The sequence below is a fragment of the Pseudomonas sp. MF4836 genome, assembly GCF_002018875.1.
In the GTDB taxonomy this organism is placed as follows: Bacteria; Pseudomonadota; Gammaproteobacteria; order Pseudomonadales; family Pseudomonadaceae; genus Aquipseudomonas.
In genome coordinates this window covers 516718-535410 of the sequence record NZ_MVOL01000002.1, presented here as the reverse complement: position 1 = coordinate 535410, position 18693 = coordinate 516718, and the positions used below count along the sequence as shown (strand labels likewise).

At 62.4% G+C, this 18693-nt stretch carries 15 protein-coding genes and 1 riboswitch; of the genes, 3 read left to right on the top strand and 12 right to left on the bottom strand.

Annotated features, from left to right (window positions below; genetic code table 11):
• Positions 1-36 precede the first annotated feature (36 nt).
• Positions 37-1578, top strand: a complete 1542-nt coding sequence (locus tag MF4836_RS05755) for an AhpA/YtjB family protein (RefSeq protein ID WP_020299453.1) — start codon at positions 37-39, stop codon at positions 1576-1578.
• Positions 1579-1792: 214 nt separating this feature from the next.
• Here MF4836_RS05755 and MF4836_RS05750 read toward each other — a convergent pair whose 3' ends face one another.
• The 9 genes from MF4836_RS05750 to MF4836_RS05705 form a co-directional block, all read right to left on the bottom strand.
• Positions 1793-2503 (bottom strand): PqiC family protein, encoded by a 711-nt coding sequence (locus tag MF4836_RS05750; protein ID WP_020299454.1) that lies wholly within the window; start codon positions 2501-2503, stop codon positions 1793-1795.
• Between the two features lie 179 nt (positions 2504-2682).
• Positions 2683-4947, bottom strand: a complete 2265-nt coding sequence (parC, locus tag MF4836_RS05745; protein WP_078469541.1) for a DNA topoisomerase IV subunit A — start codon at positions 4945-4947, stop codon at positions 2683-2685.
• 10 nt (positions 4948-4957) lie between these two features.
• Positions 4958-5476: a retropepsin-like aspartic protease family protein gene (locus MF4836_RS05740; protein ID WP_078469540.1), complete on the bottom strand. Its 519-nt coding sequence runs from the start codon at positions 5474-5476 to the stop codon at positions 4958-4960.
• Complete coding sequence (locus tag MF4836_RS05735; protein WP_078469539.1) at positions 5473-6456, bottom strand: esterase-like activity of phytase family protein; 984 nt, start codon at positions 6454-6456, stop codon at positions 5473-5475. The genes MF4836_RS05740 and MF4836_RS05735 overlap by 4 nt, the downstream gene beginning before the upstream one ends.
• Positions 6456-8360 (bottom strand): DNA topoisomerase IV subunit B, encoded by a 1905-nt coding sequence (parE, locus tag MF4836_RS05730; protein WP_020299458.1) that lies wholly within the window; start codon positions 8358-8360, stop codon positions 6456-6458. Before parE ends, MF4836_RS05735 begins: the two co-directional genes overlap by 1 nt.
• Positions 8361-8403: 43 nt before the next feature.
• The gene (locus tag MF4836_RS05725) at positions 8404-9012 is read right to left on the bottom strand and encodes a YqiA/YcfP family alpha/beta fold hydrolase (protein WP_078469538.1); all 609 of its coding nucleotides are present in this window, start codon (positions 9010-9012) and stop codon (positions 8404-8406) included.
• A 109-nt stretch (positions 9013-9121) separates the two neighbouring features.
• The gene (gene cpdA, locus MF4836_RS05720) at positions 9122-9937 is read right to left on the bottom strand and encodes a 3',5'-cyclic-AMP phosphodiesterase (protein ID WP_078469537.1); all 816 of its coding nucleotides are present in this window, start codon (positions 9935-9937) and stop codon (positions 9122-9124) included.
• Between the two features lie 98 nt (positions 9938-10035).
• Positions 10036-10488, bottom strand: coding sequence for a DUF1249 domain-containing protein (locus MF4836_RS05710; RefSeq protein WP_020299461.1), 453 nt, complete (start codon positions 10486-10488; stop codon positions 10036-10038).
• Positions 10479-11096 (bottom strand): NUDIX domain-containing protein, encoded by a 618-nt coding sequence (locus MF4836_RS05705; protein ID WP_078469535.1) that lies wholly within the window; start codon positions 11094-11096, stop codon positions 10479-10481. The genes MF4836_RS05710 and MF4836_RS05705 overlap by 10 nt, the downstream gene beginning before the upstream one ends.
• Positions 11097-11319: 223 nt before the next feature.
• On the opposite strand from MF4836_RS05705, the gene MF4836_RS05700 reads away from it, so the two are divergent.
• The gene (locus tag MF4836_RS05700; RefSeq protein ID WP_078469534.1) at positions 11320-12066 is read left to right on the top strand and encodes an RsiV family protein; all 747 of its coding nucleotides are present in this window, start codon (positions 11320-11322) and stop codon (positions 12064-12066) included.
• Here MF4836_RS05700 and cytX read toward each other — a convergent pair.
• Both cytX and thiC read right to left on the bottom strand, forming a co-directional pair.
• Entirely contained in the window at positions 12035-13327 is a 1293-nt protein-coding gene (gene cytX, locus MF4836_RS05695) for a putative hydroxymethylpyrimidine transporter CytX (RefSeq protein ID WP_078469533.1), read from the bottom strand. The two genes, MF4836_RS05700 and cytX, sit on opposite strands and share 32 nt — an antisense overlap.
• Positions 13328-13430: 103 nt before the next feature.
• Positions 13431-15320 carry a phosphomethylpyrimidine synthase ThiC gene (gene thiC, locus MF4836_RS05690; protein ID WP_020299465.1) on the bottom strand — a complete coding sequence of 630 codons (1890 nt, stop codon included), beginning with the start codon at positions 15318-15320 and terminating at the stop codon, positions 13431-13433.
• A 165-nt stretch (positions 15321-15485) separates the two neighbouring features.
• Positions 15486-15590, bottom strand: a riboswitch (TPP riboswitch).
• A gap of 197 nt (positions 15591-15787) precedes the next feature.
• On the opposite strand from thiC, the gene MF4836_RS05685 reads away from it, so the two are divergent.
• Entirely contained in the window at positions 15788-17221 is a 1434-nt protein-coding gene (locus MF4836_RS05685) for a TolC family outer membrane protein (protein WP_020299466.1), read from the top strand.
• A gap of 180 nt (positions 17222-17401) precedes the next feature.
• Here the strand turns inward: MF4836_RS05685 and waaA are convergent, their stop codons facing one another.
• Positions 17402-18682, bottom strand: a complete 1281-nt coding sequence (gene waaA / locus MF4836_RS05680; protein WP_078469532.1) for a lipid IV(A) 3-deoxy-D-manno-octulosonic acid transferase — start codon at positions 18680-18682, stop codon at positions 17402-17404.
• Positions 18683-18693 lie beyond the last annotated feature (11 nt).

The window sequence follows — 18693 nt, the reverse complement described above, 5'->3', positions numbered from 1 at the left end:
TGCGCGTCAACTTCACGGACAAAAGAGCCGAGCTCAGTGAACCGGCCCACGCCTGTTAAAACCGATAATTTCTTTCTGCTGATCTTCCGTGCACTGCGCCACCGCCGTGTACCGATTGCATTGCGCATTGCCAGCCATAACGTGATCCTGGTCGCCCTGGCCCTGGTGATCTACGCCTGCGTGATGGGCCTGCAATTCAAGCAAGCCATGCATGAACAAGCCGATGCCCTGGGCCAAAGCCTGACCACCCAGACCGCCACTTCGGCGACCGAGCTGCTGGTGTCCAACGACATCCTCAGCCTCAATGTGCTGCTCAACAACCTGACCAAAAATCCGCTGGTGGCCCACGCGGCCATCTACAGCGTCGATAACCGGATCCTCGCCGAAGCCGGCCAACGCCCGAAAAGCAGCCTGCTGGGCGAGACCGAAGGCGTCTACCAGACCAAGATCACCTTCCAGGACGTGACCGCCGGCAACCTGCGGATCAGCCTGGACATGGCGCAGTTCCAGCAGCCGATGACCATCAGCCTGCAGAGCATGGGCATCCTCAGCGCGATCCTGCTGGCCCTGGCCCTGGCCCTGAGCCTGCGCCTGGGGCGCCACATCTCGACCCCCCTGATGCAATTGCGGGTCTGGCTGCGTGACATGGACGAACACACCCCGGCTACCCAGCGCCAGGATGAAATCGGCGACCTGGCGCGCCAGCTCCATGCGCGCCTGGCACCGGAGAAACCGCAGCCGGCACCCGAACCCGAGGCCGATTACGACGACGAGGATTACGACGAACCGCAGGACCGCGAGCCGGCCTTCGAGATGCGTAACTTGCGCGACCCTAGTTTTGATGAAAGCGCCCCGGTCGCCGGCCTCAAGCCTGCGCCGCGGCGGCTGGTCAGCGCCGAAGAAGACGAACTGGACGAAGAAGACCCGTTCGCCGACCTGCGCGATCACACCACACCCACCGCACCCAAGCCGCTGGCACGGCCGGTAACGCCCGCGCAACCGCAGCACAGTGCGGTGCTGGCGGTACAACTCGGCGCCCAGGATCAGCTGCGTCGCCTGCCCCGTGCTCGACTGACGGAGCTGCTGGAACGCTATCGCGACTGCCTCGACCAGGCTGCGTCGCTCTACCAGAGCGAGCTGCATACCCTGAACGACGGCAGCACCCTGATGCTGTTCCACAGTGAAGACAGTGGTGACGACTACCTGACCAACGCCATCTGCTGTGGCGAACTGCTGCGCGCCCTGGGCCATGCCTTGCAGATCGAAGTCGCGGACAGCGGCATCACCCTGCAATTGCAACTGGGCCTGACTCTGGGTGACGAGCTGTTTGGCCTGAGCCAGATCGACCTGCTGCTGACCGAAACCGCCCAGGATGCCCTGGCGCTGTCCCAGCACAGCCGCAATCTGCTGCTGGTGGAACGCAAGATCAGTGATGACGCGCTGATCCGCCAACGCGCACGCATTCGCCCAATCGCCAGCCCGGAAGGCGCCTGCTGCGTCGAACGCCTGATGGAACCCTACCCATCGATGCTGGAGCGCCAGCTGGCACGCATGCACGAGACACGGGCCAAGCTTTAAGCCTGGCCCCGCCCATAAAAAAGCCCGCTGTGTAGCGGGCTTTTTTGTGGCTGAACAACGCGCCTGTCGAGTAACGGCGCCTTCCACCGCTATCGCGGCAGCAGCCTTCAAGCGCCCGAACCTGCCAGCTCGCAGCCAACGGCAATGGGCAAAGGTTTACCCCAGAAACAACAAAGCCCGCTTCAGAGCGGGCTTTGTCTTGGGGGCCAACAACCTAGAACCTGAACACTTCCATATCCGTACGGATAGGAGTAGCCATCGGGATCTTTGGCTGCTTCTCCTGCTCGACAGGCTTGGCCGCAGGGGCTGGAGCGGCCTTGCGTGGCACCTCAGCCACCACAGGCTGGTTGGCCAGCGGCTTCAGAGCGCCCGACAGTTGCTCGGCCAGACGCTGCAGCAATACGCCCTGGGCCTGGACCTGGGAGGCCGTAGTGCCCGCGTGCTGCTCCTGCAAGTGCACGATGCGGTTATCACGCACCTGGCCACGACGGTCAATCAGGCGCCATTGCGCATCCAGTACCGCCGGCTGCGATTTACCGGAATCCAGGCGGGTGATCGACAGCAGCACCTGCACATCCGGGGTAAACCCGCTGGTCGCCGGCGCCAGTACTACGCGCTGGCTGTCCAGGTGACCTGCCACCTGGCGCAATAGCAGTTGGCCGATATCGGAGGACAGGCTACCCGCCCAACGACCATCGGTCGAAGCTTGCAGACTGCCATCATCCTGGCGTTGCAGCAGGGTTTCACGTTGCAGGTAATCGGCGATCAACACCGGACCCAGCACCACCGACATGCCGGCATTGGCCGGCTGAGCTGGACTTCCGCTGTCCAGCTGATACAGCGACACCGGTTGGTGTACGCTGCAACCCGCCAGGCCAAGAACGCCAGCGAGCAAAAAAACCAAAGGAAGGCGCAGAGCAGTCATCATCCCATCCAGGTGGCGGCCACAAGGCTAGCCACAGTGTAAATACTCAAAAAAACTCTAAACAACGCTCAGCTACGCCGGCGCTTGAAAGCGCATATCATCCGTGAATATGCGTCCTGACTCCAGCGCTGTAGCGTCGATCTACGCGTTAAATCGCAGATCGAGCGCTCTAACCCGCATTAATTGAGATTTTCTACCAGCAACGCATCCACCCGCTGGAATCCACGTGGCAATTTGTTACCACGGCGTCCACGCTCGCCCTTGTAATGCTCCAGGTCATCGGCCTTGAGCGACAAGGTACGTTTACCGGCCTGCAACACCAGGGTTGCGCCATCGGGTAGCACGGCAATATCAGTGACATATTCCTCACGGCTGGCTACGCGCTCGCCGGGAATGCCAATGATCTTATTGCCCTTGCCTTTGCCCAACTGCGGCAGATCGCTGATCTTGAAGATCAACAGGCGACCTTCGGTGGTGACCGAAGCCAGCCAGTTCTGCTCGCGGTCGGCGACCGGGCGTGGTGGCAGCACCTTGGCGTTGTTGGGCAGGCTCAACAGCGCCTTGCCCGCCTTGTTCTTGGCCTGCAGGTCTTCACCCTTGACCACGAAACCGTAACCGGCGTCAGAGGCGATGACATACAAAGCATCGTCTTCAGGGAGCAGTACACATTCAAAGTTCGCCCCGGGTGGCGGTGTCAGACGGCCGGTCAATGGCTCGCCCTGGCCCCGTGCCGACGGCAGGGTGTGCGCAGCCACCGAATAGCTGCGGCCAGTGGAATCGATAAACACCGCATATTGGTTGGAACGCCCCGGCGCCGAGGTCTTGAAGCCGTCACCGGCCTTGTAGGAAAGCCCGGTGGCGTCGATGTCATGGCCCTTGGCCGAGCGCACCCAGCCTTTTTCCGAGAGTACGACCGTCACTTTCTCGTTGGGCAGCAGATCATGCTCGGTCATGGCCTTGGCTTCGGCGCGCTCGACAATCGGCGAGCGGCGATCGTCGCCATAGGTTTCGGCGTCCTTGATCAGTTCGGTACGCACCAGCTTCTTCAGCTTGGCTTCGCTGTTGAGCAAGGCTTGCAGCTTGGCCTGTTCCTTGAGCAGTTCATCCTGCTCGGAACGCAGCTTCATCTCTTCCAGTCGCGCCAATTGACGCAAGCGGGTGTCGAGGATGTAGTCGGCCTGGATTTCACTCAGGGCAAAACGCGCGATCAGGCTGGCCTTGGGGTGCTCCTCGGTGCGGATGATGTGAATCACTTCATCCAGGTTGAGGTAGGCAATCAACAAGCCGTCCAACAGGTGCAGGCGACGCTCGACCTTGTCGAGGCGGAATTGCAGGCGGCGACGCACGGTCTGCACCCGGAATTCCAGCCATTCCACCAGCAGCGCGCGCAGGTTTTTCAGCTGCGGCTTGCCGTCCAGGCCAATGATGTTGATGTTGACCCGGTAGCTCGACTCCAGATCGGTGGTAGCAAACAGGTGCTGCATCAGCGCTTCGTGATCGACCCGGCTATTGACCGGAATGATCACGATACGGCAAGGGTTCTCGTGGTCCGACTCATCGCGCAGGTCCGCAACCTGTGGTGCTTTCGACGGCTTGGCCTGCATCATGGCCGCGATCTGTTCCAGGACCTTGGCCCCGGAAACCTGGTGCGGCAGTGCGGTGACCACGATATCGCCGTCTTCGACGTGGTACACGGCACGCATGCGCACCGAGCCCTTGCCGGTTTCGTACATTTTCAGCAGATCGGCGCGCGGGGTAATGATCTCCGCTTCGGTCGGGTAGTCCGGACCCTGGATGTGCTCGCACAGCTGTTCGACCGTAGCCTTGGGTTCATCCAGCAGCCTGACGCAGGCAGTGGCGACTTCACGCAGGTTGTGCGGCGGCACGTCGGTGGCCATGCCCACGGCGATACCGGTGGTGCCATTGAGCAGGATATTCGGCAAACGTGCCGGCAACACCAGGGGTTCGTCCAGGGTGCCGTCGAAGTTCGGACCCCAGTCCGCGGTGCCCTGGCCCAGTTCGCTGAGCAGCACCTCAGAGTAACGCGACAACCGCGCCTCGGTATAACGCATGGCCGCGAAGGACTTGGGATCATCCGGCGCACCCCAGTTGCCCTGCCCGTCCACCAGCGTGTAGCGATAGCTGAAGGGTTGAGCCATCAGCACCATGGCTTCATAGCAGGCCGAGTCGCCGTGGGGGTGGAACTTGCCGAGCACGTCACCGACGGTACGCGCGGACTTCTTGTGCTTGGAATCAGCGTCCAGCCCCAGCTCACTCATGGCGTAGATGATCCGCCGCTGTACGGGCTTCAGGCCGTCGCCGATATGCGGCAGGGCACGGTCCATGATCACGTACATGGAGTAGTTGAGGTAGGCATTTTCGGTGAAGTCAGCCAATGACCGGCGCTCTACACCGTCCAGGCTGAGATCAAGGGAGTCGCTCATGCGGGCCTCATCAGTTCGTTGTCTGGCGCAGCAGCAAAGTGCCGCCACGCTGGGTAAATTCAAGTTGTTTCAAAGCGCTCATGCCCAGCAGCACTTGTTCACCGCCCAGCCCCGGCGCCACCAGCGCCCGGACATCACGTAAAACAATATCGCCCAACTGCACGCGGTCGAGGCGGGTTCGATAGCCCTCGCTGCGACCATTGGCAGTGCTCAGGGTTACCGGGGAGCCCTTCTCCAGCCCCAGGCGCTCGGCCAGGCGGGTGGGAATCGCCACATCGGTGGCCCCGGTGTCGAGCATGAAATCCACCGGCTGGCCGTTGATCTGGCCGCTGGCGACGAAATGTCCCTGGCCATTTCCGACCAGTTTCACTTCGATGTAACCCTCGTGCTGTTGCGAAGTGACGACAGCGTTGGGGTTCTCCTGCCGCCGCTCCCACTGCGAAAAAAACTGCGTGGCCAAAAACAGACCGGCGGCCCAAGCCAGGATCAGCATGATCCTCCCTGCACGACTGCCCGGCTGTCGGCTCATGATTTGTCGCTCCAGCCACCTTGCGGGGCGGCAAAGCGCCAGACGATCGGCCTGCTCTCGCCATCGACCCGGGCACCGTTGTTGTTGTCGAGGCCGATCCAGGCGCCATCGGCATCCACCAGCAATGCTTCGGCCAGGCCGTACGCCTGTGGATACTGGCGATTCTCTACCAGCGCCTCGGCGGCAAACGACCAGCACCGCTCGACCTTGGCCGTTTGCGCATCCCGGCGGCAGATCCGATAGGCGTTGCGCTCCAGGGTAAATAACTTGCCCTCGAACAAGGCCAGATCGGCAAAGTCCCGAGATACCGCGCGAGCCTTGGGCATCTGCGCCGGCTGCATTTCCACACCCGCTTCGCTGAGCAATACGCAGGCGCCGTCACAGTTCCAGACACTTTGTTCGCGCTTGATCAGCAACAACCCACGGCGCTCGCGCTCGGCCGCCAGCCATAAGCGGTTACCTTCCGGGTTGACCGCCAGCCCTTCGAACAAGGCATTGAAGTGCAGCAACATGCCACTGGCCCGGGCCTCACGCACCAGGATCGGCGAGATTTTCAGCCAGTCCGGCCGCCCCGTTACCGGCACCTGCAGCACCGTGGCCTCGGACTCACTGACGATGTACTTGTTGCCCGCGCCATCGCAGGCGATGCCTTCGAAATCCAGCGCGCCACCGCGCACCAGCGAGGTCGCCCAAGTGCGCGACTTCAGGCCCCAGGGCAAGCCTGCATCCGGCACCGCAGGCACCTCGATGTGCACGGTCTCGGCCTGCCACACCGTGTCCCGGGTATCGAGACGATAGATCTGATCATCATCACGGTCGGAGACCGTCCACAGCTCATTGCCGCACAGCGCCAACCCCGACAGGTTGCCGCCGCGCATGCCTTCGACCGGGTGTTCGGCAAGCAATTTCAGCTCGGGTACAGGCTCTGCCAGCACCGACGTCACCACCAGCGCCAAGGCCAGGGCAAAGCCTCTGCGCATCAGCCCAGAACCTCCGCCAGGTTGCCTTTGGATTCCAACCAGGACTTGCGGTCGCCGGCGCGTTTTTTCGCCAGCAGCATGTCCATCATTTCCGAGGTCGCCTCGAAATCTTCGAGGGTCAACTGCACCAGGCGCCGGGTATTGGGGTCCATGGTGGTTTCGCGCAGTTGCGGCGGGTTCATTTCACCCAGACCCTTGAATCGGGTGACCTGAGGTTTGCCGCGTTTCTTCTCGGCCACCAGGCGATCGAGAATGCCATCGCGTTCGGCCTCGTCCAGGGCGTAGTAGATCTCTTTGCCCAAGTCGATGCGGTACAGCGGCGGCATGGCGACGTAGACGTGGCCGGCATCCACCAGCGGGCGGAAATGCTGGACGAACAACGCACAAAGCAGGGTGGCGATGTGCAAGCCGTCGGAGTCGGCGTCGGCGAGGATGCAGATCTTGCCGTAACGCAGCTGGCTCATGTCCGCTGCGCCCGGATCGACACCGATGGCCACGGCGATGTTGTGCACTTCCTGGCTGGCCAGCACTTCGCTGCCGTCGACTTCCCAGGTGTTGAGGATTTTCCCGCGCAGCGGCAGGATCGCCTGGAATTCCTTGTCACGCGCCTGCTTGGCCGAACCACCCGCGGAATCACCTTCCACCAGGAACAGCTCGGAACGCATCGGGTCCTGCCCGGCGCAATCGGCCAGCTTGCCCGGCAGTGCAGGGCCCTGGGTGATGCGCTTGCGCTCGACCTTTTTACTGGCCTTCAAGCGACGGCCGGCGTTGTTGATCGCCAGTTCCGCCAGTTGCAGACCCAGCTCCGGATGCTCGTTGAGCCACAGGCTAAAGGCGTCCTTGACCACACCCGAAACAAAGGCCGCCGCTTCACGGGACGACAGGCGCTCTTTGGTCTGGCCGGAGAATTGCGGCTCCTGCATCTTCATCGACAGCACGAAAGCGATGCGTTCCCAGACGTCCTCCGGAGCCAGCTTGACCCCACGCGGCAGCAGGCTGCGGAATTCGCAGAACTCGCGCATCGCATCCAGCAGGCCCTGGCGCAGGCCGTTGACGTGGGTCCCGCCCTGCGCCGTAGGGATCAGGTTGACGTAGCTTTCCTGCACACTGTCGCCACCCTCGGGCAGCCACAGCAGGGCCCAGTCCACCGCCTCCTTGTTACCGGCCAGGCTGCCGCAGAAAGGCTCGTTGGGCAGGCGTTCGAATTCGCTGACCGCGTCTTCCAGGTAGGAGCGCAGGCCATCTTCGTAGTGCCACTCGACCTTCTCGCCGGTGGACTTGTCCTCAAAGCTGACCAGCAGCCCCGGGCACAGTACGGCCTTGGCCTTGAGCACGTGCTTGAGGCGGCTGACGGAAAACTTCGGTGAATCGAAATACTTCGGGTCCGGTGCGAAATACACGCTGGTCCCGGTGTTGCGCTTGCCAACGGTACCGATCACTTCCAGGTCGGTGGCTTTATAGCCGTCAGCGAAGGTCATCTGGTATTCGTTGCCGTCGCGCTTGACCTTGACCCGGACCAGGGTCGACAGGGCGTTGACCACCGAGATGCCCACGCCGTGCAAACCACCGGAGAACTGGTAGTTCTTGTTCGAGAACTTGCCGCCGGCGTGCAGCTTGGTGAGGATCAGCTCGACACCGGGAACCCCTTCTTCGGGGTGGATATCCACCGGCATGCCGCGACCATCGTCGGACACTTCAAGGGAGTGATCGGCATGCAGGATGACCTGCACCGACTTCGCATGCCCGGCCAAGGCCTCGTCGACACTGTTGTCGATGACTTCCTGGGCAAGGTGGTTCGGCCGACTGGTGTCGGTGTACATGCCCGGGCGTTTGCGCACCGGGTCGAGGCCCGAGAGGACTTCGATGGCGTCTGCGTTATAAGAGCTAGCGCTGGGAGTGGCCATGGGGTCTCGTCGTTAGTCGTTCAATGAAAATAGAGGCGCGGCTTCACAGTGCAGTGAAATCGATCGCCTGGTACTGATCTGTGCCAATGCCGGCAAAACTCAACAACGCCGGTAATTGTCCGGCAAAACCCTGGAACCCGTGGTCGCCGCCGGCTTGAATGCGCAAGGCACAGGCACGGTAATACAGCTGAGCGCTGCGATAGTCCAGAGTCTCGTCACCCGTCTGCAACCACACCTGATAGCGCTGGGGATCCTGGGGCGCCGGTACTTCCAGTTCGGCCAGGGCCGCTACATGGTCGTGGGTCAGTTCCCAGGTTTCATCGGTGTACAGGTTTTTCTGCGTGCCCAGGTAGCCGTCGAACATCCGATGCGGACTGACAGCGGGGTTGACCAACAGGGCTTTCAGGCCATGGCGCTCGGCAAGGTGAGTGGCATAGTAGCCGCCGAGCGAGCTGCCGACCAGCAATGGCCTTCCGAGCTCGGCAATCGCCTGCTCCAGCTGGACCATCGCCTCGCGCGGGTGATGATGCAGGGCCGGAACCCGCAGTTGATCGGACAGCCCCAGGGTGCTCATCACCGAACTCAACTGACTGGCCTTCTGCGACGCCGGTGCGCTGTTGAAACCGTGGATATACAGGATCGAACCGGACATGCGAGCTCCCTAGGCATCAAGCAAAGGGCGCAGTTTACAGGGAGTCTGGCGGATTGACTTGCCTTCAGGTGTATCGACTTGTCCCGCCGTGGCGACAGGCACCCCGGGCTCAGTAGCCGTCGCTGCCGTAGTCGACCTCGAAATCAAAGCCGGTCACCCGCTCGACGCCGGTTTCCAGGCCGCCATCGGGCAGCAACCGCAGCCAGCGATAACCCGGCGCCCGCTCATCGACCTTGAAATCTTCACTGCCGGGCTCGAACTGAATGCAGGTCGAGGGCGATGCCAGCAGCCGCAGGCTGCCGTGCAAGCGGTCGATCTCCTGGTGCACGTGGCCCCAGAGCACCGCCCGCGCCTGAGGGAAGCGCTCAAGGACGGCGAACAGCGCTTCGCGGTTGCGCAGGCCGATCGGTTCCATCCACGCACAGCCAATGGACACCGGGTGATGGTGCAGGCACACCAGGTGATGGCGATCAGGCGCCTCGCTCAAGGAACGGACCAGCAATTGCAGCTGCTCATCCTGCAGATAACCCGGCACCGAGCCCGGCACTGCCGAGTCGAGCAGGGTGATGCGCCAATTGCCGATGTCCACCACCGGCTCGAGCAGCGGGCTTTGGGTGACGGCCTGGGCCATGACCAGGGGCTCATCGTGATTGCCCGGGATCCAGCGCGCCGGGGCGGCAATGGACGCGCTCATCTGGCGAAAACGCTGGTAGGACTCCAGGCTGCCGTCCTGGGACAGATCACCGGTGGCCAGCAGCAAGTCGATCTTCGGTTGCTGGGCCAGCACCAGTTCGATCACCCGTTGCAGGCTGTCGCAGGTATTCATGCCCAGCAGGGTGCCGTCCGCCTCGGCAAACAGGTGGCTGTCGGAGAGTTGCACCAGCAACACGCTATCGTCGGTGGTCAGAGTGGATACGCTCGGCAAGGCGGTCTCCCAGGGCGTGTCACGGGATATAAAAGGTGGCGCAATTATGCTGGGGGAAATTCAAAAGAGGAAACTGGCGAACCGGACGCAGTTCACAACTACCGCACTGCTTCGAATTCATGGCCGCAGGCCAGGCAATGGCTCAGCCATTCACCGAGGAATACGTTGAGCTGGGCCTTCTCGTCCGGTTGGTGCATGTGTGCATTGGGATAAGGATAAATGCCGCGAAAGCGCCGGGCATGTTCGGCGCTGATCACTTCGGCCATGCGCGCATCGTGATACACCTGCACTTCCAGCTGCGGCACCGGCAGCCACGGCAGGCTGTGTTCCTGGCGCACCTGCAAGGTGGTGGTATAGGGGCAGGCCTGCAGCACTTCGAGGGCCAGCACGCCCAGCATCTGGTCACCCTGGGTCACCGCAATGCGCCGGGCGACCGGCTGGTTGCGCATGTCGGGCAAGAGGCGCATCAAGCGCGCGTAGTTGGCCTCGCAGGAGGTTTGCAGCCCCACCAGATCGACCCGATAGCGGTCGCGTTGCTTGTTTACGACCATAGCCCCCTCACTTCAGCGCGATTCAGAGCCAGCCATTGCAAGGCAATGATGCTCGCCGCGTTGGAAATCCGCCCATCCCGTACCGCCTGCAGCGCGTCTTCAAAAGCCCAGACCGACACGCGTATGTCTTCACCCTCCTCCACCAGCCCGTGCAGGCCGCCGACGCCACGGCTGTCGCAGCGCCCGAGAAACAGATGAACGAATTCAGTGCTGCCCCCCGGCGATGGAAAATATTTGGTCATCGGCCACAGCGCACTGATGTCCAGCCCAGCTTCCTCCTGCGCCTCGCGGTGAGCAACCTGTTCCGGTTGTTCGTCCTTGTCGATCAGGCCAGCCACCAGTTCGATCAGCCATGGGTTGCCGGTCTTTCCCACGACACCGACGCGGAATTGTTCGATCAGCACCACTTCATCGCGCTGCGGGTCGTAAGGCAGCATGCACACGGCATCATGACGCACGAACACTTCACGGCTGATCTCGTTGCCCATGCCACCGGCAAACAGCTCATGGCGCAGGTGCAGCCGATCGAGCTGATAGAAGCCCTGGTAGCATTTCTCGCGGCGGACAATATCGACCGCGCTCGGCGTGGCGTTGGCAAAGTCAGTCATAGCAATCCTCGTCTACTGCCTGTTCTTGCGAGGATCCCCCTCGACTTCGCGCCATCCTAACGCGCCCGTGACCCCGGATGCAGCCCCTTTCCTGTCAGCGGGATAGACGGCGAGGGGGCAAACCTAATCTAATTGCCTGTATTGAGCTTAGTGGCGAACTGACTGCCTCGCCGACAGTCGAAGCCGGTAACTTTCGCTCCCCCCTGGTTTATGAAGGACGCCCATGTCGCTTGCCAAAATTGCCTCCGTGGCCTGTATCGCCCTGACCCTGGGCGCCTGCCAAAGCCTGTTCCAGCCCAGCTACAAGACTCCGCTGAGCACCACCAGCGACAAGTTGGAGCAGATCAAGCCCGGGTGCAATGCCCCGGATTGTCCGCTGGTCAATATCGACACCGTGCATTTCCCGGACGAGCCGCAACTGGACGCCGTCATCGAAAAGCGCCTTTTGCAGATGACGCGTACCAGCCCGCAAGACTCGGTTCCGGCCACACTCAGCGCCTATCGGCAGACGTTTTTACGCGACGCCCCCAGCCGCAACAGCATGTACCTGCAAGCCAAGGTACGTGAGCAGCATGACGGCTTGGTGATCATCGAGCTGGCCAGTTATCTGGATACCGGCGCCGCCCATGGCACGCCGGGCCGCGGCTTCATCAACTATTCACGGGCGCAGCACAAGGCGCTGAACCTCGCCGACATGCTGTTGCCGGGGCAGGAAGACAACTTCTGGAAGGCCGCACAAGTGGCGCACAACAGCTGGCTGATCAGCACCAAGCTGGATCAGGAGCCGGAGTACATCAAGAGCTGGCCCTTCCAGAAAACCCCGAATGTGGCGCTGACCTCCGGCGGCGTGATCCTCAAGTACAACGTGTCGGTGATCGCGCCTTACGCCCTCGGCCACGTTGAACTGAAGATCCCCTACAACCGCCTGAACGGCATCCTCAAACCCGAGCTGTTTCCCGCCCGTAACTGAAGGCACGGCCCAGCAGCCATTGCAGCAGCCCTGCCAGAATCAGCGACGGCAGGGTTGCGCCGACATCCGGGTAGAAGTTGGCCAACAGGTGATAGGTGCTGACCCCACCCAGCCAGGCCAGCAGCGCCGGCCAGCGCAAGCTCGCAGCCGAAACCTGGGCGCTGCGTCTGCGCAGGATGAAGTGATCCACCAGCACCACGCCGAACAGCGGCGCGAATACCGAGCCGATCAGCAGCAGGAAGTTCTGGTACTGCGCCAGCGGTGCCAGGCAGGCGATCACAGTGCAGAGCACGCCGATGGCCAGGGCCAGGTGCTCGACCTTGAGGCGCAATAGAATCCCGCTGGAAACCGCCGCAGAGTGAATGTCGGCGAAGGCGTTTTCCGACTCATCCAGCAGAATCAGCAACAGTGGAATCCCCAGGCCGGCCCCCGCCAACGCCAGCAGCAGCGCATTGACCTCGCCGCTCGGAGCAAAGGCCAGGGTGTAGGCCACGCCCAGGCTCATCAGCCACAAGTTACCGATAAAGAAGCCCAGCGCGGTGCCGCCGAACACGGTCCTGGCGCGCTTGCCGAAGCGTGAGTAATCGGCAATCAGCGGCAGCCAGGACAGCGGCATGGCGATCGCAATGTCAAAACCCACGGCAAACTGCATCGAACCGTCACCGGCCTGAGCCCACAGGGCCGCCAGATCGACCTTGGCCAGCAGGTTCCAGGTCAGCCACAGGCAGGCCGCCAGCAGCAGCCAGATGCCCCATTTGCGCAGGATCTGGCGGACAAAGGTCAGCGGGCCACTGACCGCGAGCAGGGTCGCCAGGGCACCGAAAAACAGGGTCCAGAGCACGGGGTTGCTCCACAGGCTGCCTTCGCTGAAGGCGCGGGCGCCGAGCAGGCTGGCCGCATCGCGCATGACGATGATTTCAAACGATCCCCAACCCACCAGTTGCAGCAGGTTGAGCAACGCCGGCAGGCTGGCGCCACGGTTGCCGAGGCTGAGCTTGAGCGCCGCCATCGACGACAGGCCGGTGTCACTGCCGATCACACCGACCGCCGCCAGCAGCAACACGCCCACCGCCGTGCCAAAAAAAATCGCCAGCAACGAGCCGGACATGCCCAGGCCAGGCGCCAGCAAGGCACCGGTCTGCAACACCATCAGGCCGATGCCGAGGGAAAACCACAGGGAAAACAGATCGCGGCCGCCAAACACACGCTTGTCGGTGGGCACCGGGATATCCGGGGAATAGGTGCTGGGTTGAATGCTCAAGGGGAGAGACTCAGAGAGGGACAGAGAAACGCAGCAGCAAGCTTCAAGCTGCAAGAAAAGGCGCGGCGCCCTCGCTTGCAACGTGCAGCCTGCCGCTTGCGGCTTAAACCTTCTTGTACAGCTGGCTGCCTTCCTGCTTGAAGCGCTCGGCCTGTTCCGCCAGGCCTTGGGCGACGTCCACGTCGATGGCTTCGATCCGCTGGTTGGCCGCGTACTCACGGACTTCCTGGGTGATTTTCATCGAGCAGAACTTCGGCCCGCACATCGAGCAGAAATGCGCGACCTTGGCCGAATCCTTCGGCAGGGTTTCATCGTGATACGAGCGCGCGGTGTCCGGGTCCAGGCCGAGGTTGAACTGGTCTTCCCAGCGGAACTCGAAGCGCGCCTTGGACAGGGCGTTGTCGCGGATCTGCGCGCCGGGATGGCCTTTGGCAAGGTCGGCCGCGTGGGCGGCGATCTTGTAGGTGATGATCCCGGTCTTCACGTCATCCTTGTTCGGCAGGCCCAGGTGTTCCTTGGGCGTGACGTAGCAGAGCATGGCGCAACCGAACCAGCCGATCATCGCCGCGCCGATGCCGGAGGTGATGTGGTCGTAGCCCGGAGCGATGTCGGTGGTCAGCGGGCCAAGGGTGTAGAACGGCGCCTCGTCACAGCACTCCAGCTGCTTGTCCATGTTCTCCTTGATCAACTGCATCGGCACGTGGCCCGGGCCTTCGATCATGCACTGCACGTCGTGCTTCCAGGCGATCTTCGTCAGTTCGCCGAGAGTTTCCAGCTCACCGAATTGCGCGGCGTCGTTGGCGTCGGCAATCGAGCCCGGACGCAGGCCATCGCCCAGCGAGAAGCTGACGTCGTAGGCCTTCATGATTTCGCAGATGTCTTCGAAATGGGTGTAGAGGAAGTTCTCTTTGTGGTGGGCCAGGCACCACTTGGCCATGATCGAGCCGCCCCGGGAGACGATGCCGGTCACGCGCTTGGCGGTCAGCGGCACATAACGCAGCAACACGCCGGCGTGGATGGTGAAGTAGTCCACGCCCTGCTCGGCCTGTTCGATCAGGGTGTCGCGGAACAGCTCCCAGGTCAGGTCTTCGGCGGCACCGCCGACTTTTTCCAGGGCCTGGTAGATCGGTACGGTGCCGATCGGCACCGGCGAGTTGCGGATGATCCACTCGCGGGTTTCGTGGATGTGCTTGCCGGTGGACAGGTCCATGACCGTGTCCGAACCCCAGCGGATACCCCAGGTCAGCTTCGCCACTTCTTCTTCGATGGACGAACCCAGGGCGCTGTTGCCGATGTTGCCGTTGATCTTCACCAGGAAGTTACGGCCGATGATCATCGGTTCCAGTTCGGTGTGGTTGATGTTGGCTGGAATGATCGCGCGACCGCGGGCGATTTCTTCACGGACAAATTCGGGGGTGATGATTTTCGGCACGCTGGCGCCAAAACTGTGGCCGGCATGTTGCTGATCGAGCAGGCCGGCAGCCCGGGCCACTTCAAGCTTCATGTTTTCGCGGATGGCGACGTATTCCATCTCGGCGGTGATGATGCCCTGGCGCGCGTAGTGCATCTGGCTGACGTTGGCCCCGGCCTTGGCCCGGCGCGGGTTGTTCACGTGGGCGAAGCGCAGCTTGGTGAGTTCGGCATCGGCCAGGCGCTCCTGGCCGAAGTTGGAGCTCAGGCCGGGCAGGCGCTCGGTGTCGCCACGGGCTTCGATCCATGGCGAACGCACATCGGCCAGGCCTTTGCGCACGTCAATGATGACGTTGGGGTCGGTGTACGGGCCCGAGGTGTCGTAGACCACGACCGGCGCGTTGATCTCGCCGCCAAAGTCGGTCGGGGTCACATCGAGGCTGATTTCGCGCATTGGCACGAGGATGTCCGGGCGCGAGCCCTGGACGTAGATTTTTTGCGAGCGAGTAAAGGGCTGAACCGATTGTTGATCGACCTTGGCCGAGTCACTCAGGTTGGTTGCGCTTTTTAGTTTTGTAGTCATCACGGGCTCTCCAGACAGCATCCAGGCAGTGGATTTTTGTCGGAGCGAACCTGTAACGAATGGACGCACGCGTCACTGAAAAAACCAGTGGGTGCTGTGCTCAGTGCTCGAGGGGTGTTCGATTGTCGAACAACATCCCGGACGAAGCACAAGAGGACTCGCCGGGTGACGAGAAATCTTGTTCCCTACGCAGGCGCTAACCTGATCAGGTTCAACGGGATCCGGATTATCCGATCTCAGCCTCATAGCAAGGCACCCCGACAAGAACTCGCGCAGTCTAGACCAAAGTCCGCGCCCAATGCCAATGCCCGTGCAATCAGCATGATGAATGGCGTAATTGCAGGATTGTTGCGACAGGTCAGCACATCTACACTCGCGGGGCTGTGCAGCGCCTTGACGCTCCACGGGCCGCGCCGTAGCCTTGGCGCTTGAATTATCGCCGTAATATCAACTCTAGGGATCGTCTCATGCTGCGCAAACTCTCACTGGCCCTTGCCGTGTCTTGTGCGTCCAATGGATTGGCCTGGGCAGCAGAAGCGCCCTTAACCACCAAGACCGATCTGGTCAGCGTCTACCAGGAAGCCGTGGACAACAACGCCGACCTGGCCGCCGCCCGCGCCCAATACGGCGCACAGAAAGAAGTCGTGCCCCAGGCTCGTGCCGGCCTGCTACCCAATCTTTCGGCCGGCGCCGACATGAACAACACCCGAACCAAGTTCGACGAACCTTCGATGACCGCCACCCGCAGCGGCACCGTGTACCAGGCGACCCTGGCTCAACCGTTGTTCCGCGCCGACCGCTGGTTCCAGTTGCAAGCCGCCAAAGACATCAATGAACAGGCGGCCCTGCAACTGTCGGCCACCGAGCAGAACCTGATCCTGCAGTCCGCCGAAAACTACTTCGCAGTGCTGCGTGCCCAGGACAACCTGGCCTCGACCAAGGCCGAAGAATCGGCCTTCAAGCGCCAGCTGGACCAGTCCAACGAGCGCTTCGATGTCGGCCTCTCGGACAAGACCGACGTCCTGCAATCCCAGGCCAGCTACGACACGGCGCGGGCCAACCGGATCCTCGCCCAGCGCCAGGTGGACGATGCCTTCGAAGCACTGATCACCCTGACCAACCGCGAGTACAACTCGATCCAGGGCATTGTCCACACCTTGCCGGTATTGGCGCCGACGCCGAATGACGCCAAGTCCTGGGTCGACACCGCCGCCCGCCAGAACCTCAACCTGCTGGCCAGCAACTACGCGGTCAGCGCCGCCGAAGAAACCCTCAAGCAGCGCAAGGCCGGCCACGCACCGACCCTGGACGCAGTAGCGCAGTACAAGAAAGGCGATAACGACGCCCTCGGCTTCAGCAACCCCAACCCCCTGGGCCAGCGCTATGGCAGCGACGTCGAGCAGCGCACCGTCGGCCTGCAGCTGAATATCCCGATCTTCAGCGGCGGCCTGACCAGCTCCCAGGTGCGCGAGTCCTATTCGCGCCTGAGCCAGACCGAACAGCAACGCGAAGGCCTGCGCCGGCAGGTGGTGGAAAACACCCGCAACCTGCACCGCGCGGTGAATACCGATGTCGAGCAGGTACAAGCCCGGCGCCAGTCGATCATCTCCAACCAGAGCGCGGTGGAAGCCACCGAAATCGGCTACCAGGTGGGCACGCGCAATATCGTCGATGTACTCGACGCCCAGCGCCAGCTGTACACCTCGGTACGCAACTACAACAACAGCCGCTACGACTACATCCTCGACAACCTGCGCCTGAAGCAGGCTGCGGGCACCCTGAGCCCGGGCGACTTGCAGGACCTGTCGCGCTACCTCAAGGCCGATTACAACCCGGACCGCGACTTCCTCCCACCGGATTTGGCCAAAGCCGCGCAAGAGCAGCTTAAAGCCCGCCCTTGAGCACACCGACAGAAAAAAAGGCCACCCAAGCGGGTGGCCTTTTTTATTGCCGCCTGCGGCTACAGTGGCTCATCTGTAGCCGCGGCCGAGGCACAAGGCTGCGCTGGCCATGCCGGAGGTACCTCAGGAATATCCCCAGCGTCGATTCGGGCCGGCGCAGCCTGCGGCAGCGGCTACAGGTCAGCCGGGGTTTAGGAGGCGGTCGAGGCCGTCGAGCAAGCGTTGCAGGGCACCCTGGTTGGCCGCCATGACCTTAAGGCCCGCGTCGGCCATTTTCTGCACATCCCGTGGCAGCTCGAACAAACGCTGCACCGCCACCGCCAGCCCCTCGGCATCGTCGACCTCTTGCAAGGCCCCCGCCTCGCGCAACATTGCGGCGATTTCCAGGAAGTTGAACAGGTGCGGCCCGCTCAGTACCGGCTTGGCCAGCGCCGCCGGCTCCAGCAGGTTATGCCCGCCGTTGCTGACCAGGCTGCCTCCGACAAAGGCGCTGTCGGCCAGGGCGTAGAGAAACAGCAACTCGCCCATGGTGTCGCCCAGCAGCACCGACGTGCTGCGGGTGACCGGCTCACCGGTGGAACGACGAATAGTCTCGAACCCTTGCTCGCGACACAGTTCGAACACCGAGTTGAAGCGCTCCGGATGACGCGGCACCACGATCAGCAAGGCATCCGGATGGCTCGCCAACAACTGACGATGGGCATTGAGTACCACCTCGTCTTCACCTTCGTGGGTACTGGCAGCGATCCATACCGGACGCTCCACCGCTCGCCACTGCTGGCGCAGCTCAATGGCCCGCACCAGCAATTGCGGGTCGATCGTCAGGTCGAACTTGATCGAACCCGTGACCTGCACCGCCTCCGGGCGCGCGCCCAGGCTCAGGAAGCGCTCAGCCTCGGCAGCGGTCTGCACCGCCAGCAAGCTCATTTCCTCGAGCATCGGCCGGGTCAATCGGGCAAACCGTGCGTAGCCCCTGGCCGAACGCTCGGACAAGCGCGCATTGGCCAGCGCCACCGGGATGCCGCGCTTGGCGCATTGGTGGATGTGATTGGGCCAGAGCTCGGTCTCCATGATCACCGCCAGGCTCGGCTTTGCCCGGTCGAGAAAGCGCGCGGCGGCACAGGGCAGGTCATAAGGCAGATAGCAGTGCTGGATTCGTGGCTCATTGGCGAACATCGCCTGGATCCGCTCCGAGCCGGTCGGGGTCATGCAGGTCACGGTGATCGGCAGTTGCGGGTAGCGCGCCAGCAATGCGCGGATCATCGGCGCCGCCGCAATGCTTTCGCCCACCGACACCGCGTGCACCCAGATCCCGCCCGGCTGCAACGGCGGCAGGCCATAGGAAAAGCGCTCGCCAATGCGTTTGGCATAGGCCGGCGCCTTGCGCGCACGCAGCCATAGCCGAATCGCCACCAATGGCAGCCCCAGGTAAAACAGCGCGGTATACAGAGTTCTATTCATGGCGGCGGAGT

Bases quoted from the DNA above. Each gene is read 5' to 3' on its own strand.
- MF4836_RS05685 (WP_020299466.1), top strand. From the start codon at position 15,788: ATGCTGCGCAAACTCTCACTGGCCCTTGCCGTGTCTTGTGCGTCCAAT.
- MF4836_RS05700 (WP_078469534.1), top strand. From the start codon at position 11,320: ATGTCGCTTGCCAAAATTGCCTCCGTGGCCTGTATCGCCCTGACCCTG.
- MF4836_RS05710 (WP_020299461.1), bottom strand. From the start codon at position 10,488: ATGGTCGTAAACAAGCAACGCGACCGCTATCGGGTCGATCTGGTGGGG.
- MF4836_RS05705 (WP_078469535.1), bottom strand. From the start codon at position 11,096: ATGACTGACTTTGCCAACGCCACGCCGAGCGCGGTCGATATTGTCCGC.
- waaA (WP_078469532.1), bottom strand. From the start codon at position 18,682: ATGAATAGAACTCTGTATACCGCGCTGTTTTACCTGGGGCTGCCATTG.
- thiC (WP_020299465.1), bottom strand. From the start codon at position 15,320: ATGACTACAAAACTAAAAAGCGCAACCAACCTGAGTGACTCGGCCAAG.
- MF4836_RS05735 (WP_078469539.1), bottom strand. From the start codon at position 6,456: ATGCGCAGAGGCTTTGCCCTGGCCTTGGCGCTGGTGGTGACGTCGGTG.
- parE (WP_020299458.1), bottom strand. From the start codon at position 8,360: ATGGCCACTCCCAGCGCTAGCTCTTATAACGCAGACGCCATCGAAGTC.
- MF4836_RS05740 (WP_078469540.1), bottom strand. From the start codon at position 5,476: ATGAGCCGACAGCCGGGCAGTCGTGCAGGGAGGATCATGCTGATCCTG.
- parC (WP_078469541.1), bottom strand. From the start codon at position 4,947: ATGAGCGACTCCCTTGATCTCAGCCTGGACGGTGTAGAGCGCCGGTCA.
- MF4836_RS05725 (WP_078469538.1), bottom strand. From the start codon at position 9,012: ATGTCCGGTTCGATCCTGTATATCCACGGTTTCAACAGCGCACCGGCG.
- MF4836_RS05750 (WP_020299454.1), bottom strand. From the start codon at position 2,503: ATGACTGCTCTGCGCCTTCCTTTGGTTTTTTTGCTCGCTGGCGTTCTT.